The sequence below is a fragment of the Nostoc sphaeroides genome, assembly GCF_003443655.1.
In the GTDB taxonomy this organism is placed as follows: Bacteria; Cyanobacteriota; Cyanobacteriia; order Cyanobacteriales; family Nostocaceae; genus Nostoc; species Nostoc sphaeroides.
In genome coordinates this window covers 1,029,705-1,053,874 of sequence record NZ_CP031941.1, presented here as the reverse complement: position 1 = coordinate 1,053,874, position 24,170 = coordinate 1,029,705, and the positions used below count along the sequence as shown (strand labels likewise).

17 protein-coding genes and 2 pseudogenes are annotated in these 24,170 nt (G+C 40.9%); 11 read left to right on the top strand and 8 right to left on the bottom strand.

The window, feature by feature from the left end; all coding sequences use genetic code 11:
- Window positions 1–822: 822 nt before the first annotated feature.
- The 8 genes and pseudogenes from nifB (at window position 823) to D1367_RS04870 (ending at window position 9,537) form a co-directional block, all read left to right on the top strand.
- Window positions 823–2,268 (top strand): nitrogenase cofactor biosynthesis protein NifB, encoded by a 1,446-nt coding sequence (gene nifB, locus D1367_RS04905; protein ID WP_181985071.1) that lies wholly within the window; start codon window positions 823–825, stop codon window positions 2,266–2,268.
- A gap of 95 nt (window positions 2,269–2,363) precedes the next feature.
- Window positions 2,364–2,720, top strand: a complete 357-nt coding sequence (locus D1367_RS04900; RefSeq protein ID WP_118163840.1) for a 4Fe-4S binding protein — start codon at window positions 2,364–2,366, stop codon at window positions 2,718–2,720.
- A gap of 30 nt (window positions 2,721–2,750) precedes the next feature.
- Window positions 2,751–3,965 carry a cysteine desulfurase NifS gene (gene nifS / locus D1367_RS04895; RefSeq protein ID WP_118163836.1) on the top strand — a complete coding sequence of 405 codons (1,215 nt, stop codon included), beginning with the start codon at window positions 2,751–2,753 and terminating at the stop codon, window positions 3,963–3,965.
- 206 nt (window positions 3,966–4,171) lie between these two features.
- Entirely contained in the window at window positions 4,172–5,071 is a 900-nt protein-coding gene (gene nifU, locus D1367_RS04890; protein ID WP_118163832.1) for a Fe-S cluster assembly protein NifU, read from the top strand.
- 282 nt (window positions 5,072–5,353) lie between these two features.
- Window positions 5,354–5,710: a globin domain-containing protein gene (locus D1367_RS04885; RefSeq protein WP_118163828.1), complete on the top strand. Its 357-nt coding sequence runs from the start codon at window positions 5,354–5,356 to the stop codon at window positions 5,708–5,710.
- Between the two features lie 349 nt (window positions 5,711–6,059).
- Complete coding sequence (gene nifH, locus D1367_RS04880) at window positions 6,060–6,953, top strand: nitrogenase iron protein (RefSeq protein ID WP_118163822.1); 894 nt, start codon at window positions 6,060–6,062, stop codon at window positions 6,951–6,953.
- A gap of 162 nt (window positions 6,954–7,115) precedes the next feature.
- A pseudogene (locus D1367_RS04875) lies at window positions 7,116–8,030 on the top strand (nitrogenase component 1); the annotation flags it as partial.
- Between the two features lie 97 nt (window positions 8,031–8,127).
- Complete coding sequence (locus D1367_RS04870) at window positions 8,128–9,537, top strand: site-specific integrase (protein WP_118163814.1); 1,410 nt, start codon at window positions 8,128–8,130, stop codon at window positions 9,535–9,537.
- A gap of 484 nt (window positions 9,538–10,021) precedes the next feature.
- On the opposite strand, the gene D1367_RS30455 is transcribed toward D1367_RS04870, so the two are convergent.
- Complete coding sequence (locus D1367_RS30455) at window positions 10,022–10,318, bottom strand: hypothetical protein (RefSeq protein ID WP_118163810.1); 297 nt, start codon at window positions 10,316–10,318, stop codon at window positions 10,022–10,024.
- Between the two features lie 298 nt (window positions 10,319–10,616).
- On the opposite strand from D1367_RS30455, the pseudogene D1367_RS04860 reads away from it, so the two are divergent.
- The 3 genes and pseudogenes from D1367_RS04860 to D1367_RS04850 form a co-directional block, all read left to right on the top strand.
- Window positions 10,617–11,188 (top strand): annotated as a pseudogene (locus D1367_RS04860) (nitrogenase component 1); the annotation flags it as partial.
- Window positions 11,189–12,393: 1,205 nt separating this feature from the next.
- On the top strand, window positions 12,394–13,275 hold the full coding sequence (locus D1367_RS04855; RefSeq protein WP_118163807.1) for an Npun_R2479 family HD domain-containing metalloprotein: 882 nt from the start codon (window positions 12,394–12,396) through the stop codon (window positions 13,273–13,275).
- Between the two features lie 127 nt (window positions 13,276–13,402).
- Entirely contained in the window at window positions 13,403–14,518 is a 1,116-nt protein-coding gene (locus tag D1367_RS04850) for an ABC transporter permease (protein WP_118163804.1), read from the top strand.
- Between the two features lie 413 nt (window positions 14,519–14,931).
- On the opposite strand, the gene D1367_RS04845 is transcribed toward D1367_RS04850, so the two are convergent.
- From D1367_RS04845 to D1367_RS04820, 7 genes are all read right to left on the bottom strand, one after another.
- Complete coding sequence (locus D1367_RS04845) at window positions 14,932–15,531, bottom strand: hypothetical protein (RefSeq protein WP_118163799.1); 600 nt, start codon at window positions 15,529–15,531, stop codon at window positions 14,932–14,934.
- An 18-nt stretch (window positions 15,532–15,549) separates the two neighbouring features.
- The gene (gene ppk2, locus D1367_RS04840; RefSeq protein ID WP_118163796.1) at window positions 15,550–16,473 is read right to left on the bottom strand and encodes a polyphosphate kinase 2; all 924 of its coding nucleotides are present in this window, start codon (window positions 16,471–16,473) and stop codon (window positions 15,550–15,552) included.
- 191 nt (window positions 16,474–16,664) lie between these two features.
- Entirely contained in the window at window positions 16,665–22,451 is a 5,787-nt protein-coding gene (locus D1367_RS04835; protein ID WP_118163791.1) for a DUF4011 domain-containing protein, read from the bottom strand.
- 75 nt (window positions 22,452–22,526) lie between these two features.
- On the bottom strand, window positions 22,527–22,700 hold the full coding sequence (locus D1367_RS30450) for a hypothetical protein (RefSeq protein WP_181985232.1): 174 nt from the start codon (window positions 22,698–22,700) through the stop codon (window positions 22,527–22,529).
- The gene (locus tag D1367_RS04830; RefSeq protein WP_267313648.1) at window positions 22,697–22,954 is read right to left on the bottom strand and encodes a sensor histidine kinase; all 258 of its coding nucleotides are present in this window, start codon (window positions 22,952–22,954) and stop codon (window positions 22,697–22,699) included. Before D1367_RS04830 ends, D1367_RS30450 begins: the two co-directional genes overlap by 4 nt.
- Before the next feature lie 111 nt (window positions 22,955–23,065).
- On the bottom strand, window positions 23,066–23,356 hold the full coding sequence (locus tag D1367_RS04825; RefSeq protein ID WP_118163784.1) for a hypothetical protein: 291 nt from the start codon (window positions 23,354–23,356) through the stop codon (window positions 23,066–23,068).
- A 202-nt stretch (window positions 23,357–23,558) separates the two neighbouring features.
- Window positions 23,559–24,137: a hypothetical protein gene (locus tag D1367_RS04820; RefSeq protein WP_118163779.1), complete on the bottom strand. Its 579-nt coding sequence runs from the start codon at window positions 24,135–24,137 to the stop codon at window positions 23,559–23,561.
- Between the last annotated feature and the right edge of the window lie 33 nt (window positions 24,138–24,170).

Here is a 24,170-nt window from a genome sequence, read left to right as displayed (position 1 = left end):
TGGCTTACCAGACAAGGCTTCAAGGCTTACTTGAACATCATTGTTAACACTGAGCGAAGTCGAAGGGTCAAAGAAAAATTAAAAGAATATGAAGTGCATTTTTACCCTCAAAAAAATGATATGTTAGATACAGAATTCAATTTCGCTTTTTTTATGGAGTAAGACAATATAGATTACTTCAGTTTTTCACCGTCAAACCCTTGGCATTTCTTGCTTTTGACGCAAATTGAGGGCAATGTGAGTACACATTTAAATAACCAAAATCCAGTTGCAAGTAGATTAAATTCTTTGCTGGGATTGGGTTGTAGCTGAGTACAAATAAATCCTGAACCCCTATCTATAAACACTAGAACCCCAACCAAAAAATACTAGAACCCCTACCCGAAAAAAACTTTTTTAATTCTTGTAATGCTTGAAGAATTAGGGTTTTTAGTATTTGAGTACAAAAGTAATAAATCCAATAAATTCTATCCTAGAGAGACGCAACATCTGGCTGGGAGACGGCTGCTATAAATCTTATATCGCCAATCACCTAACGCTCTGAAACAAAACAAAGCGAAGGGTGAGTGGAGGGATGACACAGCACCATGCCTGAAGTGAAAAGAAGTCGCGGCTGTAAGCACAAATTCTACCCAAGAACCGAACGTTGACACACACCAGCCGAACATCAGATATCTATTGCCTGCCTGACTTGAAAACAAGTTACCCGAACCCAAGGGTTTGCAGGCAGTGTGGAAGACGCGACTTCAATTCTGGGCATAGAGAGTAGCAACAACATCTCCCACAGTGGCAGCCAAGTCCACCGACCTTTTGCGAAACTCAATGACATCACCGTCTACACGACTCCTCAACTCCAACGCTACGGAATCGACAACCCAAGCAAAATCCGGTGGTTGCGGCTGCGACAGCACCAGCAGCGCCACCGTGGAAAGGGACGAAAAGCTCCAAGAACGCATTGCTAAACATCCCTGCTACAGCGAAGACGCTCATCACCACTACGCCCGGATGCACGTTGCAGTTGCTCCCGCTTGCAACATCCAATGCAACTATTGCAACCGCAAATATGATTGCGCTAACGAAAGCCGTCCTGGAGTAGTTAGCGAATTGCTAACACCAGAACAAGCTGCACATAAAGCTTTGGTCATTGGCGGCAAGATTCCCCAAATGACAGTTGTGGGAATTGCCGGCCCTGGCGACCCTCTGGCAAACCCAGAAAAGACTTTCCGCACATTTGAGTTGATTGCAGAACAAGCACCAGACATCAAGCTGTGCTTATCAACCAATGGTTTAATGCTGCCTGACTACATCGATCGCATTAAACAATTAAATATAGATCACGTTACGATCACCATTAACATGGTAGATCCAGAGATCGGTGCTAAGATTTATCCTTGGGTTCACTACAGACGCAAGCGTTACAGAGGTCTTGAAGGTGCGAAAATCCTCCACGAAAGACAGATGGAAGGATTGCAAGCCCTGAAAGATGCTGACATCTTGTGCAAAGTCAACTCCGTGATGATTCCCGGAATTAATGACCATCACTTAGTCGAAGTGAATCGAGTCATTCGTGAAAAAGGTGCATTCTTGCACAACATCATGCCATTGATTTCTGCACCAGAACATGGCACACACTTTGGTTTAATCGGTCAACGCGGCCCCACACCCAAAGAACTCAAAGAAGTTCAAGACAATTGCTCCGGTAACATGAAAATGATGCGCCACTGTCGCCAGTGCCGCGCCGATGCAGTAGGATTATTGGGAGAAGACCGCAGCCAAGAATTTTCTAAAGAGAAATTCTTGGAAATGACTCCAGAATATGACATGGAGCAACGCGCTACCGTTCACGAAGGAATTGAGAAGTTTAAAGAAGAACTTAAAGTAGCCAAAGATAAGGCGCTTGCCGGCAAGAAATTTGCCAACAGTCCGAAAATCTTAGTTGCAGTAGCAACCAAAGGCGGCGGATTGGTTAACCAACACTTCGGTCATGCGAAAGAATTCCAAATTTACGAAGTGGGTGGGGACGAAGTTCGCTTTGTCAGCCATCGCAAAATTGACCAGTACTGCCAAGGTGGATACAGCGAAGAAGCTTCCTTTGAGCATATTATGAAAGCGATCGCAGATTGCAAAGCAGTTTTAGTTTCCAAGATTGGTAACTGTCCTCAAGAAAAATTGCAAGAAGCTGGAATCAAGACTGTTGAAGCTTACGACGTGATTGAAAAGGTTGCTTTGGAGTTCTACGAGCAATACGTTAAGGAATTAGGTAATTAGGGAATAGGGAATAGGGAGTAGGGAGTAGGGAATTTCAATATTCACCACTCACCACTCCCCACTCCCCACTCCCCACGCCCAAAAGGAGAATAATCATGGCTTACAAAATTCTTACTAGCCAGTGTATTTCCTGCAATCTCTGTCTAACGGTATGTCCCACAAATGCAGTTAAAGTGATTGACGGACAGCACTGGATTGACCCTGAACTTTGTACAAACTGTGTTGGTAGCATTCATACCGTGCCCCAGTGTAAAGCTGGTTGTCCCACCTGCGACGGTTGCGTTAAGCAGCCTAGCGATTACTGGGAAGGCTGGTTTGCTAATTACAACCGTGTAGTCGCTAAATTAACAAATAAACAAGATTACTGGGAACGTTGGTTTAACTGCTATTCCCAGAAATACTCTGAGCAGTTGCAAAAGCGTCAACCCCAAAAAATGGCAGCAGAAGCTTAAATAATTCGTAATTCTTAATTGAAGACAACAATGCAAAATAACTGCATCTATCTCGATAATAATGCCACCACTAAGGTAGACCCAGAAGTTATAGAGGTAATGTTGCCTTACCTGACAGATTATTATGGCAACCCCTCCAGTATGCATACCTTTGGTGGGCAAGTTGGTAAAGCAGTGAGAACAGCAAGAGAACAACTTGCAGCTATCCTGGGAGCCGATGAGTCAGAAATTGTCTACACAAGTTGTGGAACTGAGGGAGATAACGCGGCGATTCGAGCCGCACTGTTAGCGCAACCAGAAAAGCGACACATCGTCACTACTCAAGTTGAACATCCAGCAGTACTCAATGTCTGCAAACAATTAGAAACCCAAGGTTACACTGTTACCTATCTATCAGTAAATCATCAAGGACAGCTGGATCTAGATGAACTTGAAGCTTCCTTGACGGGTAACACCGCCTTGGTGACAATTATGTATGCAAATAATGAAACCGGCACGGTTTTCCCGATTGAGCAAATTGGGTTGCGCGTCAAAGAGTATGGCGCTATCTTTCATGTAGATGCGGTGCAAGCAGTGGGAAAAATCCCCTTGAATATGAAGACTAGCACCGTGGATATGTTAACCCTGTCTGGTCACAAGCTACACGGGCCAAAAGGAATTGGTGCTTTATATATCCGGCGCGGGGTTCGGTTCCGTCCCTTCATGATTGGGGGACACCAAGAACGCGGACGGAGAGCGGGAACAGAGAATGTTCCAGGAATTATTGCCTTGGGCAAAGCTGCGGAACTAGAACTGTTACACTTAGAAGAAGCGACTGCAAGAGAAAGAAAACTGCGCGATCGCCTCGAACAAACTTTACTCGCTAAAATTCCCGATTGTGTCGTTAACGGTGACGTTACGCAGAGATTGCCAAACACAACCAATATCGGCTTCAAGTACATCGAAGGTGAAGCAATTCTACTGTTATTGAACAAATACGGTATCTGTGCATCATCCGGTTCTGCTTGTACCTCCGGTTCTCTGGAACCTTCCCACGTCCTGCGGGCAATGGGCTTACCCTATACAACTTTGCACGGTTCTATCCGCTTCAGTCTTTGTCGCTACACCACAGAAGCCGAAATCGATCAAGTCATAGAGGTAATGCCCAGTATTGTAGAACGTTTACGCGCCCTCTCACCCTTCAAAAATGATGATGCAGGTTGGTTGCAAGGACAAGAACAAGCACTGCTGGGAGTTAGGAGTTAGGAGTTAGGAGTTAGGAGTTAGGAGTTAGGAGTTAGGAGTTAGAAGTTAGAAGTTAGAAGTTAAAAGTTAAGAAGTAGCTTTGGCTGACTATTAATGATTTCATAACTCATCACTCCTCACTCATAACTCATCACTCTTGCTCATAACTCATCACTCTTGCTCATAACTCATCACTCTTAACTCATCACTCTTAACTAATAAAAATTATGTGGGACTACACCGATAAAGTATTAGAACTGTTTTACGATCCCAAGAATCAGGGAGAAATTGAAGAAACGGGCGAAGCTGGAGTTAAGGTTGCAACGGGTGAAATCGGCAGCATTGCTTGCGGCGATGCTCTGAGATTGCACCTGAAAGTGGAAGTAGAATCTGATAAGATTCTAGATGCTCGCTTTCAAACCTTTGGTTGTACTAGTGCGATCGCATCTTCTAGTGCATTAACCGAAATGGTCAAAGGTTTAACTTTAGATGAAGCTTTGAAAGTGTCCAATAAAGACATTGCAGATTACCTGGGTGGTTTACCAGAAGCAAAGATGCATTGCTCTGTGATGGGACAAGAAGCGCTAGAAGCCGCTATCTATAATTATCGTGGCATACCTCTAGCTACCCACGATGATGATGATGAAGGTGCATTAGTTTGCAGTTGCTTTGGCATCAGCGAATCTAAGATTCGTCGCGTGATTCTAGAAAATCATCTCACGGATGCCGAGCAAGTAACAAATTATGTAAAAGCTGGTGGCGGATGCGGTTCCTGTCTGGCGAACATTGATGATATTATTAGATCAGTTCAACAGGAATACGCCTCACCTGCTCTCAACAATTACGGCGTACAAGTTGCCACAGAAATTGTTACATCTAAGCAACGAGCGCTAACAAACGTGCAAAAGATTGCTCTAATTCAAAAAGTTCTTGATGAAGAAGTCAGACCCGTACTGATTGCAGACGGGGGAGACGTAGAACTCTATGATGTAGAAGGCGATCGCGTTAAAGTTGTGCTGCAAGGTGCTTGTGGTTCCTGTTCTAGTAGTACAGCAACTCTGAAAATTGCGATCGAAGCCAGATTACAAGATCGTGTCAGCAAGAGCCTTGTAGTCGAAGCAGTTTAGGAATTGCTGTAGGACTTAACGTATTCTACAAATACGCCCTAATATGCATTCAGCCAGGAACAGAAAGTAGGATTTGAATCATATAATTGTCTCCACATCAATGCTTCATACCAATTCTCTCTTAATTACGAATTACGTTAGCGCAGCGTTAGCGACGCAGGAGCGTCATTACGAATTACGAATTGGTACTCCTACCACTATGACGGCTAACAGCATATAGGCAAAAAGATTAAGCGCCTACTTGCAAATTTCATCATCCAACTCGCTTCAAAGGAGACAAGTATGAGCACATTGTACGACAACATTGGTGGACAACCGGCTATTGAACAAGTAGTAGATGAACTCCACAAACGCATTGCTACAGACAGCCTCCTCGCTCCCGTTTTTGCTGGTACAGACATGGCGAAGCAACGCAATCATCTAGTTGCTTTCTTAGCTCAAATATTTGAGGGGCCAAAGCAATACGGCGGTCGTCCAATGGACAAAACCCACGCAGGATTGAATCTACAGCAACCACACTTCGATGCGATCGCCAAGCATCTCGGTGAAGCAATGGCTGTGCGTGGAGTGTCAGCAGAAAATACCAAAGCTGCACTAGATCGCGTCACAAATATGAAGGGCGCTATTTTGAACAAGTAAGTAGGACTTATGCATTGATTGTTGACAAATAGCAACATCAAGTCCTATCGAATCTTGCAAGCTGAAACACATTATGACGTATTTGTAAATTGCGTAATTTTCTTTGTTCTTTGTCAAAAAAATGGCAAAGAACAAAGGACAAATAACAAAAAGAAAAAAATTTTAACGAGGACGATCAATGTACTTACTTTCAATAACTTGGGCTGTGGAGCGATCGCCCCCAGCAGGCATTTATGCCAACGCTACCAACGATGCTCTACACGCGCTCACTACTGTCGCTCAACTGGCGTGAACGCAACTGACAAACGCACAGACCCACCAACCAACCAATTGCAGGGAAACAGGAACAATGACAGACGAAAACATAAGACAGATAGCTTTCTACGGTAAAGGCGGTATCGGTAAATCTACCACCTCTCAAAATACCTTGGCAGCTATGGCAGAAATGGGTCAACGCATCCTCATCGTCGGTTGCGACCCTAAAGCTGACTCCACCCGTTTGATGCTGCACAGCAAAGCTCAAACAACCGTTCTTCACCTCGCCGCAGAACGTGGTGCAGTAGAAGATATCGAAATCGAAGAAGTAATGTTAACCGGTTTCCGTAACGTTCGTTGCGTAGAATCTGGTGGGCCAGAACCCGGTGTAGGTTGCGCCGGTCGTGGTATTATCACCGCCATCAACTTCTTAGAAGAAAATGGTGCTTACCAAGACCTAGACTTCGTATCTTACGACGTATTAGGTGACGTTGTGTGTGGTGGTTTCGCAATGCCAATCCGCGAAGGTAAGGCACAAGAAATCTACATCGTTACATCAGGTGAAATGATGGCGATGTATGCAGCTAACAACATCGCTCGTGGTGTTCTTAAGTATGCTCACACCGGTGGCGTGCGCTTGGGTGGTTTGATTTGTAACAGCCGTAACACAGACCGAGAAATCGAATTGATCGAAACCTTGGCAAAACGGTTGAACACCCAAATGATTCACTACGTACCCCGTGACAACATTGTTCAACACGCAGAATTGCGCCGGATGACTGTTAACGAGTACGCACCCGAAAGCAACCAAGCTAACGAATATCGGATTTTGGCTCAAAAAATTATCGACAACAAAAATCTAGCTATTCCTACACCCATCGAAATGGAAGAACTAGAAGAATTGTTGATTGAATTCGGTATTCTCGAAAGCGACGAAAATGCTGCCAAGTTAGTTGGTAAGACTGCTGCTGAAGCTCCTGTATCATAAGTCGCTGCTAAGAAATAACGCTTTAGCACAAGGAAAAAGGAAAAAGGAAGAATCTCAAATTTGACCTTTGACCTTTTACCTTTCCCTCTAATCTCCCCCTAACCTTAGAGGGGACTCCTAGTCCCCCTATGTCCCGATCCTTACGAGTCACAGAGGCTAAATATGACACCTCCAGAAAATCAAAACATCATCGAAGAAAGAAAAGAACTAATTAAAGAAGTTCTAGACGCTTACCCCGATAAAGCTAAGAAAAAACGGGAAAAGCACTTAAGTGTATACGAAGAAGGTAAGTCCGATTGCGGCGTTAAGTCTAACATCAAATCCCTTCCTGGGGTAATGACCGCTCGTGGTTGTGCTTACGCCGGTTCTAAAGGTGTGGTTTGGGGTCCTATTAAGGACATGATCCACATCAGCCACGGGCCTGTAGGTTGCGGTTACTGGTCTTGGTCTGGTCGTCGTAACTACTACATCGGCACCACAGGTATTGATACCTTTGGTACCATGCACTTCACCTCTGACTTCCAAGAAAGAGATATCGTGTTCGGTGGTGACAAGAAACTTGTTAAGCTGATCCAAGAACTTGATGTACTTTTCCCCCTCAACCGTGGTGTTTCCATTCAATCTGAATGCCCCATCGGTCTAATTGGGGATGACATCGAAGCAGTTGCTCGGAAGACATCGAAAGAAATCGGCAAGCCAGTTGTACCTGTGCGTTGCGAAGGCTTCCGGGGTGTTTCCCAATCTTTGGGACACCACATTGCTAACGACATGGTTCGTGACTGGGTTTTCACCAGAGCAGACCAAGCGAAAAAAGACGGTACACTTCAGTTTGAAGGTACTCCTTATGATGTAGCCATCATTGGTGACTACAACATCGGTGGAGATGCTTGGGCTAGCCGCATCCTGTTAGAAGAAATCGGCTTGCGCGTAGTCGCTCAGTGGTCAGGTGATGGCACCATCAACGAAATGTTGATGACCCCCAATGTGAAGATGAACCTCATCCACTGCTACCGGTCGATGAACTACATCAGCCGTCACATGGAAGAAGCTTATGGTATTCCCTGTCTAAACTATGATAATGTGACTTAAATCTACCATAATTTAGTCCCAGTCTAACTTTGTTCAATTCGATCATTGTTCTTAATGGACTAAATTTTAATCTAGATTTAAGACAATGTTAGAAAAAGAGTTACAAGAAAGTTTCGGCGATTTCACGCCGCCAGCATCTACCGATGGCAGCTATTTAGGAACGCAGATACAAATGAAAGCTACTCGGTATCACCTGGAACAGAAATTTGAGAATGATTTGGTAGATGTCAAATCTCGGTTAAAGGCAGGTAAAGTTAAAGTTGGACTTGTGGTGGTAGGGGGAACTATCCAGTTACAGGCATCTCTCCCTTTGAAGCCTGAAGATACTGATCTTAAGGGAACTAGAAGCAAGCAATATAAGATTTCCCTGAATATCCCCGCCAATTTAGATGGGCTGAAGACGGCTGAAGAAGAGGCACAGGAATTAGGTAAACTGATAGCCCGTAAGCAGTTTGAATGGACTGATAAATATTTGGGTAAAACGGCTAATAAGGTAGATTCTCAGCCTAAGACTATCGGTGAGATATTAGAAGAGTTTGAAACTGAATATTTTAAAACTCATAAGCTGACAGAAAAAAGTAAGCATACCTTTTCTTATTACACCAGTTATCTAAAAAGGCTTGTAGGGATAGATACTATTTTAACTCAGGTAGCGATAGATAAAAAAATTGCCGAGTTAAATAATGAGTATGCAAGATACAGTGCTATTAAAAGTTTGAAGGTATTAAAATCAACGCTAAACCTAACTAGCTTTACTCTGGAAGGAATCAAAAATACACAACCAAAAAGTCAACATAGAGATATTCCTAGTGATGAGGATGTAGTTAAATATTATCAATTGTTTGAAAAATACGCATTATCTAGACGATCAACAATTAAAAAGGATTGTTTGCAAAGTTGGAAGATGTGGCAATGGGTGTATGGAATGCTAGCTACTTATGGTTTACGCCCAAGAGAGTTATTTGTAAATCCTGAGATTAGTTGGTGGTTTAATCCTGAAAATAAAGATAATACTTGGAAAGTACATCCTGATACTAAAACTGGTTATCGGGAAGCTTTGCCGCTACATCCTGAATGGGTGGATTTGTTTGATTTAAAGAATTTAGAATGCTTGGAACTTTTGAATATTCAGGTTTCTGGTAAAACCAGTTTTACGGATATCAACACGATTAGGGTGAATTGTTCATCTTGGTTTAGACGTGTAGATATTCCCTTTACACCTTATGATTTGCGTCATGCGTGGGCAATCCGAGCGCATATTATGGGAGTACCAATTAAGGCTGCGGCTGATAATCTGGGGCATTCTGTAGAGATTCATACAGAAATTTATCAAAAGTGGTTTAGTTTAGAAAATCGGAAAAAGGTAATTAAGCTGGCTGTAGATAAAAAGGATAATGTGGAGGCTTTGAAGGAGGAGAATGAACAGTTAAAGGCTGAGATAAAACAGTTAAGGGAAACTTTAGCTAAATATCAAATAGCCGAGGTGTTGAGTTAACAAAAATAGATATCTAAGCTGAAAGAGAGTCAAAAGTTCAACCTTGACTCTCTTTTTTGTACTCATCCCGATTTAGATCCTGTTTCCACTCAAAAAGTCCTGTCAAGTAAGCTGTGGATACAAAATAAACAAATTTACTTTTGGGAATTACTCAGTTTTTTGTCTATAAATAACCCCGAATTACCTACTTCGTAGGTATGGATGCATTTGAAGTCAATACAGCCTTGCTTACCACTATCACAAAAGTCTTGCCAGGTTTTAGTACCTGAGTTAGTCAAGTCATTGTAAATAGGTGGATTGTAGGCTTCTACATAATCGCTTGGTTGTTTACTTCTGTTGCTCTTGTTGTTTTGGTCAAGTAAATTTAGTTTCCAGTTAAATGGGGCAACTCTAGCGATACTAAGGGAACTCCAAAAAATAAATTATGCCACATTCAAGTCGTTGACTGTTGACTGTTGACTAAAAACTCGTGAACCGTCAACGGTCAACAGTGAACAATAGCAATGGAATATTTTTTTACTTGGAAGTCCCTAAATAGAGTGTGTCCATCATCACGTACTTTATGTACATAGCCAAGTTTTATGAGTGTTCCCGCTAGAGTGCCTTTGTAGCAGTACAGCTTGGTTTCTATTTCAAAGCATCTGCGAATATCTGTGATAGTTAACCACCTATTCCTTGACTCAGGATGTTTTGTGGTTAGTTCCAACCATTCCTTAATCACAAGTATCAATCGTGAATCTGCGTGTCTATCACACAGGACATCTGGGTTAAGTTTTCTCATTATTACTCTGACTTATTTAGGTATTTTATAATTTATACAATATTTCCAAACCAAGGTGTTATATTTATTATCATAAAATCTATTTTGTAGCATTAATAGCGGTTTCGCATTATGGGCATTAAATGATTAATTTATTGAGTAAACTAAGCCATATTTAAACTAATTTTTTAACCTATTTTTCTGTTTTAACTGACATTTATAGATTGAGATAGTCTAGCTTAAGACATAAGTAAGATAGAGAAATTAAAGAGCAGTAATAATTGTTTTATCAAAAGTATTTTAGCATTCTATTTTCTTACTTCCCTGGTTAGAATACAACTTCTTCGGCCCCACCAAGATTGCTGAATCTTTACGGGAAATCGCTTCCAAGTTTGACGAAACAATCCAAGCAAACGCTGAGAAAGTTATCGCCAAGTATCAGCCCACAATGGATGCGGTAATTGCTAAGTATCGCCCCCGTTTGGATGGTAAGACCGTTGCCATCATGGTTGGTGGTCTACGTCCTCGCCACGTTGTCCCAGCTTTCCAAGACTTGGGCATGAAGATGATTGGTACAGGTTATGAGTTCGCTCATAATGACGATTACAAACGTACCACTCACTACATCGAAAACGGCACCATCGTTTATGACGACGTTACCGCTTACGAATTCGAGGAATTTATCAAAGCGCTGAAGCCTGATTTGGTAGCTTCTGGTGTGAAAGAGAAGTACGTCTTCCAAAAGATGGGTCTTCCTTTCCGTCAAATGCACTCTTGGGATTACTCCGAACCTAGCGATGCCTCCGGCGGGCTACGCGCCAATGCTCTTCAACATCGTATAATGCAAGGTTTTTTAGCGGTGAGAGAAAAAAGAGCCTATTTCTAGCCTAAATGCAAGTTGCAGAGTTATGTAGGGACAATCTGTTTTTAGGCTTTAGATAGTATAACTCTTATGGAGTCTGGTTTTTAGATTTGAAAAGCATTTTGCTTAAAGAAAAACTGTAAAACAAAAGACTATTTAAAATGACGATTTTTTAGATTAAATGGTGCGATCGCATGATTGAAAACACAGTCAATACACTTAATTACTCCCGGTTCGCCCATTTTTTCAGAAGTTAGATAAAAGTGAGCAAAAGCGTAAAGGCAGAAATCATGCCTCAGTATGAAGAGTGTGGATGATCAATCAGCCAAAATTATCTCACCGACAGTTTGGAGCAAGTAATTGGTGAGATTGACGCTACAAGGTGTTGACCTCTGCAAGAATCAACTAGGGGTTGAAACTTTGTCGCTTTTAAGCTACAGTTTATAATCTATGGCTGATAAGTAATCCCACCTTTTTTGGCCGACCTCACAAAATCCCTCCCATTGCTCCCCTTTCTGTGGTACATCAGCAGTCCTTAGATTTAAGAGGGTTTTGTTTTGTTCCGGTGTTAGAAATACCCTTAGACGAGCGCCCATATTTTTGGTCACCTCGGTAGATATCTTATCCGTATTTATTTATCTTTACATAGTTTGATTTTTTTGCGCCAACCTACTTATATGGATGAAACAGTTACTAGGCTGGCATATTCCAGCAATCGTTCCCAACCCAATACCCATAGTATAAACTTATATCAAATAAATATTTTTGTACGTTATCGATAATTTCTCTGAAACCTTTGTGTCATCAGGAAACCATTCTCTAACACGCAATTTAGGCATAGGACAAGCTAGCGTCCACAGCTATACGTGAGTTACAAAGGAGCAAAATGTATTGTCCTAAATTCACATGAATTTGACGAATCTCTCTTACCCAGCCTCTAGGGCTATTTTATTCTATAGATAAACCGCTCAGAACTAAAGTTCTTTGGCTTTTAGGTAAAGTCTGTTAAAACGGACTAGAACATGAGTCTCAGTCATCTTTAGATGACTTTCGCTATTAGACTCAGAATTCATTCTGAGGCGGGCTATATGAGAATGAAATAGCCCAGCCCAGCCTCCCTCCCCTGCGAGGAGAGAGGAATGGAAATGAGGCGAAATTCCAGCAAGGATAGCCCTGATTATGGAATTTTGAAATCAAATCAATAAATAATTAGTATTTACCAGAGTAACCAGATATGTTCAATGCCACTGAAATTTTAATTGATGCCTTTGTAAATGAAATTCGAGAAGGCTACCGTCGCACCTACGGCTGCTTCAAAAATGATTATCAGGACATTATCGCCTGGGCTGGTAACATGGCTTTGGAAAACATTGCCAATAGCGACGCTCTTTATCACAATGTTGAACACACAGTCCTTGTCACCCTAGTGGGGCAAGAAATCTTACGTGGCAAACACATTAGAGAAGGTGGTGTTTCTAGTGAAGACTGGTTGCATTGTATCATTTCTTTGGTGTCTCATGATATTGGCTACGTTAAGGGAGTTTGCCGACAAGACCGAGAGACAACAAACTTATATGCCACAGGTAAAAATGGCAAAATGATTTCTGTAGCTCCTGGGGCTTCTGATGCTAGTTTGACGCCGTATCATGTTGATAGAGCCAAGCTTTTTATTGATGAGCGTTTTGGAGGTCACAAGTTAATCGATGCTGAGGCAATTAAGAGCAATATTGAACTGACTCGATTTCCCGTGCCTGCGGCAGAAGATCATCAAGATACAAGGTGTTTTGCAGGATTAGTCCGTGCTGCTGATTTGATTGGTCAACTAAGCGACCCGCGTTACCTAAAGAAAATTACTTCTTTATTTTACGAGTTTGAAGAAACTGGTGTAAATAAAGTTTTGGGCTATAAAACCCCTGCTGATTTACGTAATAATTACGCTAAGTTTTACTGGAATGGCGTCTATCCCTATATTCAAGAGGGGCTACATTATCTATCACTGACACAACAGGGAAAACAAATTCTGGCTAATCTCTACTCAAACGTGTTTGTTGTGGAACATGAAAAACAACAGGAAGAACAGCAGCGCTATTTAGAAAAGTTAGGAGTTGGGAATTAGAGAGACGCGATTAATCGCGTCTGTACATGAGTGGGGAGAGAGGCGATTAATCGCGTCTGTACATGAGTTATGAATTAAGATAAAAGCTTAATAACTCATAACTCCTAACTTATAACTCCTAACTACTATGGATTGGTGGCGACGACTGAAGAAAAATCCTTTGGCACGATTTGGGGCAATTTTGCTGTTAATTTTCTACATAGCAGTAATTGCAGCAGATTTCGTGGCTCCTTATGACCCCTATGCTTCACAGCCCAATGGTTCACTGCTGCCACCAACTAAGATACATTGGGTTTCTAAATCAGGGCAGTTTATCGGGCCGTATATTTACCCGACGACTCAGGGTGACACGAATTTAGAAACAGGCGATCGCCAACTCATTGTAGACTTGACAAAGCCATCACCCCTACGTATATTTGTCTCCGGGCCAGAATACAGATTGTTGCAGATGAGTTTGCCACTACCGCCGAAGTGGGATGAAGTCACAATCTTTGGTGGTATTCCCTTAAATTGGCATTTATTTGGCACAACAACTGGGGCAAAATTCAATATCTTGGGCACTGATGACCAAAGCCGCGACCAATTCAGTCGCTTACTGCATGGCGGTCGCATCAGTATGTTTATCGGGATTTTTGGCATTATCATTACCTATCCCCTCGGTTTAATCATCGGGGGAATTTCCGGCTATTTGGGCGGTGTGACTGATAGCGTCATTATGCGCTTGGCAGAAGTGCTAATGACTTTCCCTAGTATTTATCTTTTGGTGACTTTGGGGGCAGTCTTACCACCTGGTTTAAGCAGTACCCAGCGCTTTTTGTTAATTGTGGTGATTACTTCGGTTATTAGCTGGGCTGGTTTAGCACGAGTTATTCGGGGACAGGTACTATCAATCAAAGAGCGAGAATTTGTCCAAGCGTCACGCGCAATGGGCGGAAACCCACTTTATATCATTGTCCGCCACGTTTTGCCGCAAACGGCTAGTTATGTAATTATCTCTGCTACTCTTGCAGTTCCCAGCTTTATTGGTGCAGAAGCAATACTGAGTCTCATCGGCTTGGGAATTCAACAACCAGACCCCTCTTGGGGAAATATGCTTTCTCTGGCTAGCAATGCTTCAATTTTAGTCCTGCAACCTTGGTTAATCTGGCCGCCTGCTGTGCTGATTATCCTCACAGTGCTAGCATTCAACTTACTTGGTGATGGGCTCAGAGATGCCCTTGATCCTCGTAGTTTAAGAAGATAAGCGTTTAAAATAACAAATGCGTAGGCGTAGCCAGCCGTAGGTATCGCCGACAGCAAATTTCAAATTAGTGACTCCCGGTTCGCCCATTTTTTTATGAGTTAGAGAAAACAAGCATGAAAAAGTATATCCAACGACATATATCCAAAAGTACAGAGTAGGTATATGTTCGGGTTTATGCATACAGAACCTACCATTACCAACGAGCGAATAGATGATATACCTGTACTGCTAACACAATTAGAGCGTAGTTTATGATTTGCCCAAACTTTACAAAAAGTCACTGTATATTTAGGAATAGTGTGTAAAATTCACAAGAACTAGTCCCTTGTAGCGATCGCTATGACGGACTGTTGTGCGATCGCTCCAACTCAAAAGTAGATTTATCGACTTGCTAGAACAAAATATTACACAAATTAACTACTGAATTTTTGAACAATTGTCTGTACAATTGCCAAAATAGCTCCTACGTTATCCAAGTAATATCTTTGCTTATCAAGCAAAGCCACTTTTTGGGAAAGTTGAATAAACTGCCATACTTCCCCTGTTGTCACGCATCCATACACGGGTATTTCTGCTTGTCCAGATGAACGATTGAATAAATCTGCCGCCACCATTTGCGCGATGCACTGTCCTAACCCAGCTTCAACATCATTTTTCTTCGCTTCTACAACAGTGATAATTGGGCTACGCAACGGTGGTAAAGGTGGAGCCATTGCTAAAATAAAATCACATTCCCCAATCAAGCCTTGTGCAGGATCAACGTCAAGTCTTTGTCCAGAGAAAATAGCCAAGCTATTTTGGCTCAGATCCCGACAAGCTAGTAAAATCGGTACAATAATAAATTCGCTTCGAGCCTTTTCACTAATTAAAGCTAATTGGGTTCGCTTTCCTAAAGTTTCATTTAACCACGAAGGAATAGAAAGAGGTACAAGCTTGGGAAATAGATTGGCTTCTTGGGTGGTGATTCCCAAAACAGCCGAAACTTTTTCTAGAGTAAAGTCGCTGTACGCCATAGTTTTGCCTCAGGATGCTTAATACACTTGAGGGACAAAGAACTGCTCATTGCGGGGGGCGCGAACATAATCTTCAGCTACCGGTCTAGACGGAAGTTCTAAGGGAGGAGGTGTAATATCTTCGTAAGGAACTTTGCTCAACAAATGATGAATGCAGTTGAGCCGCGCCCGTTTTTTATCATCTGCTTCAATTGTAAACCAGGGGGCTTCTGGAATATTTGTGTAAGCAAACATGGTATCTTTTGCTTTGGAAAATTCTACCCAGCGATCGCGTGATTCCAAATCCATTGGGCTGAGTTTCCAGCGCCTTGCGGGATCGTGACTGCGAGAAAGAAAGCGTTTCTCTTGTTCTTCATCACTGACGGAGAACCAGTACTTGATTAAAACAATGCCCGATCGCACCAGCATTCGTTCAAATTCCGGGCAAGATTGCATAAATTCCTGATATTCAGCTTCGGTACAAAAACCCATCACCCGTTCAACTCCGGCTCGATTGTACCAACTGCGATCGAAAAGAACAATTTCGCCTGCTGTCGGCAGATGTTGCACGTAACGCTGAAAATACCACTGAGTTTTCTCGCGATCTGAGGGGGTTCCCAGAGCAACTACACGACAGCCACGAGGATTGAGTGGATCGGCAATGCGTTTAATTACTCCTCCTTTGCCGGCTGCATCGCGTCCTTCAAAGATAACGACAACCCGATAACCAGTGTGCTTAATCCAGTATTGCATTTTGACTAGCTCAATCTGGAGTTGCTCTAGTTCAGTTTCAAAAGTCTTTTTGGGAATTTTCTTGGCAAAAGCTTCTGTGCTACCATCAAAAATCCGTTTTGATTTTTTAGATTTTTTCTTGTCTTTTGCCTTTACTAAGTTTTCTACTAAGTCTGTAGGGGGTCGAACTAGACCATTATTTTGTTGGTTTTCAACTTCATCAATTGACATTGCAGTGACTCCATGCCATTGAATCGGCATAATTAAAGTTTATGTATAAAGTATATATTTTAACGCCGACTGAGTGTAAATATACACCTTTGGAAGTATGGCAATACCAAAGATGTAAAATTTTTATTTTTTAGTTTAATCGCAGAACGCAGCAAGACCTATCGAAAAGCGATGGCAGACAAACCTTTTAGCTATTTATTTTGTTGTAGTTGTTTAATTTTTTCTATCAACAGACGAACTTGAACAGGTTTGTTACGAAACCAATCTGTTGACCAAATGCGGTGAATTCTCCAGCCTAGCCTTTCAAGCACCTGTTGTCTGAGGCGATCGCGATCTCTGGCAGTAGGTGAACTATGGTAAGATGCACCATCACATTCAATCCCTAATAAAAACTCACCAGGGCGATCGCTATTGACTACACCAAGGTCAATTCGGTATCCTGAGCATCCAACTTGGGTGCGGATAGTGTATCCCTGCTGGACTAAAGTATGGTAAACATCTTCTTCAAATGGCGAGTCAAAGTGAAGCTTATCTGTGTAAGAGTTGCCTTGCAGTCTTTCTCCACCACTCGCTGCGTATTCCAGATAATCATGCAGTAATTTTACACCTTTGCTTTGGGCGCGTGTTTTGTCGATGTCACCAGCCACAATGGAAGAAACAAGCGTAATTTTACTTTTTGCCCGCGTGACAGCTACATTGAGCCGTCGTTCTCCACCTTGCCGATTTAGGGGGCCAAAGTTGAGAGAAAGCTTACCTTGATCATCACGAGCATACCCAACGCTGAGTATGATTGCATCTCGCTCATCACCTTGAACGTTTTCTAGTGCTTTGAGAAAAAACTGCGGTGAGTTATCACTGCAAAATGTCTCCAGATTGGGGTGATCTTTCCCCAAAATCTCAATTTGCTCCCGAATCGCCTCGCCTTGGGCTTCGCTAAAGGCAATAATGCCAAGGGATTGTTCGGGAAATCGTTGAAAATGCTCTAACGCCAACTGAGCAACCACTTCAGCCTCACGTCGATTATCTCTGCGTTTACCGCGATCGTAAACGCCATCAGGAACGTGCTTAAACCACACTCCTAAATCTGGGTTTTGAACTGGGTTTGGAAATGTAACTAATTCGTCACCATAAAAATGATGGTTGGAGAAAGCAATCAAACGCTCATCCTGACTGCGGTAGTGCCATTTCAGCATGTGTTCAAACATAAATGAACATTCTTTCAAAACGCTTTCATAGCTTGCATCCTCCTTATCATCCTCATCTTCTTCACTGTCTCCAGTTGAAAAGAATGATGTGGGAGGAAGCTGTTGTTCGTCGCCAATCACAATAACTTGATTAGAACGGATAATTGAAGGAACAACATCCTCAGTCCGAAGCTGAGATGCTTCATCAAAGATGAGAACATCAAAATGAATTACATCTGGATTTATATATTGACTAACAGAAAGTGGACTCATCATCCAGCAAGGCTTTAAGGCTTTGACAAGATTGGGCATCCCCTTTTGTGTGTCGTTGAGTAGTTTACGAATAGGCAAATGTCGGTTTTTCTTATTCGCTTCTCTTTTCAAGTTTGGCAATTCAGCTAGAGCAAGTGAAGTCTTTTCCCAGTTTTGCCAGCGTTGCACATGAAGCTGTTTTACACGTTTTCTAGCAGTATCTAATTGGTTATAATCTAGTTTGGAAAACTCTTTTATTTGCCGCTCGTGTACTTCCAGATTAAAATTCTTCAGTTCAGGCTTTCTAGCAAGAATAGCATCAAGACAGATTTGATAAATTCGCTTTTCTAAAACTGGAAACCATTGCTCTGGTTGAACTTTATTTTCACGTAAAGCATCTAAAAACTTATTATTACCCAGATTTTCGAGTTTCTGGTAAGTTTCTTTATAAGTCAGCCATTCTTGAAAATAAGACAGTTCCGATTGAGCCAAGTTTAAGAACCTTTCTAGTTCAACAAAAGTAATTTGATTGCGAGGTAAGTAAGAATCTGTGATGTCACTTTCATCAAAGTGTGATATTAGAAAATCTAATCCTTGCCTAATACGGTGATGGACTGATTCATATTTCTTAACTAATTCAGCAAGTTCGCGCCGTTTAGAAGGGGAATTTAGAATGCACTGGACGGAATTAGCAGAAAGCGAATACTTTTGTAAGCCAGTCAACCAACTTAAAGCTTGTTCGATTTCTTTTAACTCTGCTTCACTAGAAACTTCCGGCTTAAATAAAGATCCAAAAACCTGACGAGGCTGGTAGTCAATATGACGTAGCCTATTTTGTACAGACTCAATAGGATTAGGTTTGTTATCGCGCAAAGCATCTAAGAAATCTTGAACTCCTAACCTTTCTAGTTGCCCATAGATTTCTTTATAAGTCAACCATTTGCGGAAGTCGGGTAAGTCGGATTGAGCTATGTTTAAAAAAGTTGCCAGTTCGGTAAATAAAATTTGATTATGAGGCCGATATTGACCAATAATATCATTCTCATTAAAGTATAAAAATAAGAAATCTATACCCTGGCTAATATCTTCAGGAAGGGATTCAATTTTCTTAACTAATGTAAGCAGTTCGTGCCGTCCAGAGGGAGAATTCAGAAGTTGTTGAACTGAATCAACAGGAAGAGAGTACTTCTGTAAGTCAATCAACCAATTTAAGGCTTGTTCAATTTCTTTTAGCTCTACTTCACTAGAGATTTCTGGATTAAATAAAGCTCCAAAAACCTGACGAGGCTGGTACTCAATTTGACGTAATTTATTTCTTACAGACTCAATAGGATTAGGTTTGTTATCGCGCAATGCATCTAAGAAATTTTGGACTCCTAAACTTTCTAGTTGCCTATAGATTTCTTTATAAGTCAACCATTGGTGGAAATTGGGTAAGTCGGATTGAGCTAGGTTTAAAAAAGTTGCTAGTTCGGTAAATGAAATTTGGTTATGAGGCTGATATTGCCCAATAACATCATTCTCATTAAAGTATGAAAATAAGAAATCCATACCCTGGCTAATATCTTCAGGAAGGGATTCAAGCCTCTTAACTAATTCAGCTAATTCGCGTCGTGCAGAGGGAGAATTTAGAAGCTGCTGGACTGAATCTGTAGGAAGCGAATATTTCTGTAAGCCAGTCAACCAATTTAAAGCTTGTTCGATTTCTTTTAACTCTGCTTCACTAGAAACCTCCGGGTTAAATAAAGAGCCAAAAACTTGACGTGCTGGGTAATTGCTTTGATATAGTTCGTTCCGTGCAGCTTGTATTTGAACCGCTTGCGCCAAATCACGTTTTAATTCGTTGTGAGAAACTTGCCCTTTTTTAGTACTTAGTTTCTTCAAAAGCTTGACATCACGCCTGTATCTGGAGTTAAAAATTCTAATCAGCCAAAAGCGACTATATTTCTGATATCTATTAGCTAAAGCAGGTAATTCTGAAGAGAATAATTCAGGATGATATTTTTGTTTTAAAAGTGGCTCCTTGTCTCCCAGAATTTTAATATCTGCTTTCATTTTGTTGAAGGCACTTTGAGCCATAGAAATATCTAATTCAGTCCAATTATTGGGTAAATTAGATGGAGCTTGCAATATATGTTTAAGAGCAGGAATGCAAACTTCGATATCTCCCAGATTCAATAAAGGCTTAATATTAAGAATTCTTTGAAGCTGCTGGCTAGCTGTCTGAATCCAAGAAATTGCTTGTTTAAATTTATTAATTTTATTATTTATTTCTAATTCCAGCGTATCAGAGCAGGAACTTAAAGTACTTTGTGCCCAAATAGTTGTTTTTTCTCCTCTTAAAAATGGAAGAAATGAAGAAAGCCGAGCCAGCAAATTTTGTGCTTCTTGCGAAAGCTTATTTTTTTCAATCTCTTGAATGTCTGTTTTTAGAATACTGAAAGCATACTGAGCAATTGCTATATCTACTCCAGCCCAGTTATCAGGTAAATTAGGTGGAGCTTTCAATATATGCTGAATAGTAGGAAAGTAAGTTTCTACATTTTCCAAATTCAATAAAGGTTTAATCTTTAAAATAATTGAAATCTGTTGGCTAGCTGTCTGAATCCAAGAAATTGCTTGTTTAAATTTATTAATTTTATTATTTAATTCTAACTCCAGCATTTCAGAGCAAGAATTTAAAGTACTTTGTGCCCAAATTGGTGTTTTTTCTCCTCTTAAAAATGGAAGAAATGAAGAAAGACGACTCAGCAAATTTTCGGCTTCTTGCGAAAGCTTATTTTTTTCAATCTCTTGAACGTCTGTTTGCAGAATAGTGAAAGCATTCTGAGCAACTGATATATCTACTCCAGTCCAGTTTTCTGGAAGATTGGATGGGGCTTTTCGTATGTAGTCTATGGCTGGATAGCACTTATCTAAAGACTCTAAATTCAATAAAGGTTGAACTTGGAGAGTCTCTTGTAATTCTTGATTAATGTTTTGGACTGAAAAAATTGCTTGCTGAAATTCCTCTAGTTTCTGTATAATTTGCAATTCCATTTCATAGGAGTAAGAATTTAGAGAACTTTTTTCCCAAATAGTTGTTTTTTCCCTTTTAAAGAAAGGAAGAAATTTTGCTAATTGATTTAATAAGTCTTCCGCCTGGTGTAATCTACTCTCATTCCATTGGCTAAAGTTGGAAAATATGACATTAATATTGGGAACTGCTTCGCGTTCTTTTTTCAAAAGCTCACCAAATATCTCAAAAGGTGATTTATCTAAAGGCTGTTCTTTAACGTGTAAACTTGTCAGATATAATTTTAGCGATTGACGATTAGAAACAAGCTGCTCAAACAAACCGTGATAATTTTCTGCACCGTCAATTTGTTTGATATCTTCAATAGTTTGTGATAAATTCTTTACAAGCTCCCGCTTATCTGTTGTTCCACTATGGTGGAGATTAAGACATATATGGTCTAAACCACATTCAGCCATACGCTTATAAACCACACTTAGCGCTGTTTCTTTTTCTGCAACTAATAAAACTGATTTGCCATTGCCAACTAGTTCAGCAATTATATTTACAATAGTTTGACTTTTACCTGTTCCTGGTGGCCCTTGGACAACAAAGCTAGAACCAGATTTTGCTGCTTCAATCACGACTTGCTGGCTAGAGTCAGCATCAAGAATTTGAAATATTAGTTCAGGTTTAACTTGTGAATCTAGAGCAGATGCAGGTAGAGGTTCTCTATAGTTAGACTGATAATTAGTTAAATCACCACTAATTGCTTGTAAGATTGGGTGTTCAAAAATTAGAGCTTCATTTTCGATTATATCCCGAACCATTGCAGCTTTGGCATAAGAGAACAGCGAGAGAAATACATTCTCTTTAATTTGCCATGTCTTTTGTTTTGCTAATAACTCTTCAATTTCAGCAATAATTTCGTCATAAGTTAGTGTTTGTATAGCTTCTCCCTCTGGAAGCTCAATCCCAAAAGTTTGCTTTAACTTTTGTGTCAGCGTTGGATTTAATACAACATCTTCATCTAATAGAGATATTTTATAAACATCTCGTCTAGGTTCTTTAATTAACTCTACAGGTACTAAAATTAGTGGTGATACCAAAACATCTTCTGGCTTATCCTTATCCTTGTCATACCAAGTCAACGTTCCAAGGGCCAAGAATAGGCTGTTTACCCCTCGTTCTTCAAATGAGCGTCGTGATTCAAGACGCAATTTATTCAGTCGTTTCAGTTGCTCACTGCCTCTTTGACGAGTAATTAATTCAAGAGGATTTCTTTGTGCTGATAATATCTTGGTATTTCTGGACTGAATAATATCTTGATCTTCGCCATCAAGTATTTGAAAATAAAGCGATTTCTTATCTTCTGTCAGATTTTGGAAGAGAAAATCTGGTTCTTCTGTCAGAATTTCTAATATTCGAGGACTATCTTGCCGAAACTTGATGAGAGGATTTCGTCGTCCTAAGTCAGCCAGCCCAGCTTTCCACTTTTCAATTTTTTGAGTAAGGTTTTGTTGAGAGTCTGAAGCTGACTGTCGCATACTCGCTTTTCTCGTAAATAGGCTTACTGTTATTATACTAGCTTTTTCGTGTGTGAGTATTTACCCTGATCGCTACTAATTCATCCGAATCAAGTCTGTAAAAATACTATCCAAGCTGTCGTTAACTTGAATTCGATCAATCTTCTCTGCAATCCGCTCTAAATTTAGCATGAAGGGATTGGGCATGGGGAAAAGGACAAAGAGAAAGACTCGTTGCAAGTTCTCACTCAAGTCCCCTTCTTTCCTCATCCCTCTTTGATTGGAAGGGTAATCACAAACTCAGTACCCCCACCTAAAGTTGAATTGACAGCGATCACTCCACCATGTTTTTCGACTACAATCTGATGAGCGATCGCTAATCCTAATCCTGTTCCCTTACCAACAGCTTTTGTAGTATACAAATGCTCAAAAATCTTCTGTTTGACATCATCTCTCATGCCGATGCCGTTGTCTTGAATGCAGATGCTGACGAATTGGCTATCATTTAACAGTTCAGTTTTCACTGTAATTCGGTTTGGCTTTACTTGAATATCTGTGAAACTTGAGAGTCTTACAATCAAGAGGAATTACTTGTGCGCCAACTGTTTCAACATTAGATGCACTTACCCTGTGCATTAAGTACTTAATAAAATAATAGCAACAAAGGCAAAAAATAGCCCGACCAAATGAGTAGCCGTCAAAATTTCATGAAAATAAAATCTCCCGACTAGAACAGTTCCCATAACAATCAGAAGATTGACTAATAATGAGCCAGCAAGCCCTAGTTCAATTTTTGGATTCAATAATCCAAAAAACAAATAAGTAATTGGCGAAAGTATACAAACAATTACCAAACTTTTCCAATTTCCTGTTTTTCCCCAGTTGGCGCTTAATAAATCGCAATTACTGATAATAAAATCTATCAATGTAGGTTGGATTGTAGCTTGCTTCCCCGTAGGAGTAGGGCAGTGAAACCCAACATTTTATCTTTGTTCATGTTGGGTTTCGTTCCTCAACCCAACCTACAAATATTATAAGTGTTAATAAGCAAAGTCTATGATAACGTACCTCACCAGGTCGGAAATCGCTATATTTGCCAAGGAAGTTTGAGCAATCATTCGTAAGGATTCAGTCTGGGAAAGCCAAACCAGTCATCGGGTCAAGAATATATAATCCTAACGTGAGACTACGGATCGCTTCATCCCAAACGGGTATTAGTTGTTCTGCTTGATCTACCCAATAATCAAATGTAATCAAGCACTGAATATTCGACCCCAAAGCAATGCAAGTCCGCGAAAAAGCTTCCCGTGGTTCTTCCTGAGTGTCAATGAACTTCATCTCTGTCCAGACAATTTTGGCGGTTTGGCGCTTGACGGTAATAATTTCTCCCTTAGCAATGATGTTGCGACTGTCGTTCTCTAGGACTTTCTTCAAGGTAGATTTTAGCGGAAACTTGCTCCAATCATTGGGTGGCAGAGGATTGAAAGATACTTCCAGACAGCAATCATCGTTGGGGGGTTTTTTATCGAGGAACTTGAAAGATTTTTCTTGTGGCTCAAAAACCCAATCCTGGGGAACATTGAAGCGAACAGCCCCACGATTCGCTACAAATATTTTATAGCCTGATGGAGATTCCCAATGATGGTCAGGCTTTAGTTCAAGGGTTTGTTTAATCCACTGGAGATTGCTTTTTTTACGCTTTGCCATAGTGTTTTTGTGATCTCTGCTAAAAAGGGCATC

Bases quoted from the DNA above. Each gene is read 5' to 3' on its own strand.
- nifB (WP_181985071.1), top strand. From the start codon at position 823: ATGACATCACCGTCTACACGACTCCTCAACTCCAACGCTACGGAATCG.
- D1367_RS04900 (WP_118163840.1), top strand. From the start codon at position 2,364: ATGGCTTACAAAATTCTTACTAGCCAGTGTATTTCCTGCAATCTCTGT.
- nifS (WP_118163836.1), top strand. From the start codon at position 2,751: ATGCAAAATAACTGCATCTATCTCGATAATAATGCCACCACTAAGGTA.
- nifU (WP_118163832.1), top strand. From the start codon at position 4,172: ATGTGGGACTACACCGATAAAGTATTAGAACTGTTTTACGATCCCAAG.
- D1367_RS04885 (WP_118163828.1), top strand. From the start codon at position 5,354: ATGAGCACATTGTACGACAACATTGGTGGACAACCGGCTATTGAACAA.
- nifH (WP_118163822.1), top strand. From the start codon at position 6,060: ATGACAGACGAAAACATAAGACAGATAGCTTTCTACGGTAAAGGCGGT.
- D1367_RS04870 (WP_118163814.1), top strand. From the start codon at position 8,128: ATGTTAGAAAAAGAGTTACAAGAAAGTTTCGGCGATTTCACGCCGCCA.
- D1367_RS30455 (WP_118163810.1), bottom strand. From the start codon at position 10,318: ATGAGAAAACTTAACCCAGATGTCCTGTGTGATAGACACGCAGATTCA.
- D1367_RS04855 (WP_118163807.1), top strand. From the start codon at position 12,394: ATGTTCAATGCCACTGAAATTTTAATTGATGCCTTTGTAAATGAAATT.
- D1367_RS04850 (WP_118163804.1), top strand. From the start codon at position 13,403: ATGGATTGGTGGCGACGACTGAAGAAAAATCCTTTGGCACGATTTGGG.
- D1367_RS04845 (WP_118163799.1), bottom strand. From the start codon at position 15,531: ATGGCGTACAGCGACTTTACTCTAGAAAAAGTTTCGGCTGTTTTGGGA.
- ppk2 (WP_118163796.1), bottom strand. From the start codon at position 16,473: ATGTCAATTGATGAAGTTGAAAACCAACAAAATAATGGTCTAGTTCGA.
- D1367_RS04835 (WP_118163791.1), bottom strand. From the start codon at position 22,451: ATGCGACAGTCAGCTTCAGACTCTCAACAAAACCTTACTCAAAAAATT.
- D1367_RS30450 (WP_181985232.1), bottom strand. From the start codon at position 22,700: ATGAGGAAAGAAGGGGACTTGAGTGAGAACTTGCAACGAGTCTTTCTC.
- D1367_RS04820 (WP_118163779.1), bottom strand. From the start codon at position 24,137: ATGGCAAAGCGTAAAAAAAGCAATCTCCAGTGGATTAAACAAACCCTT.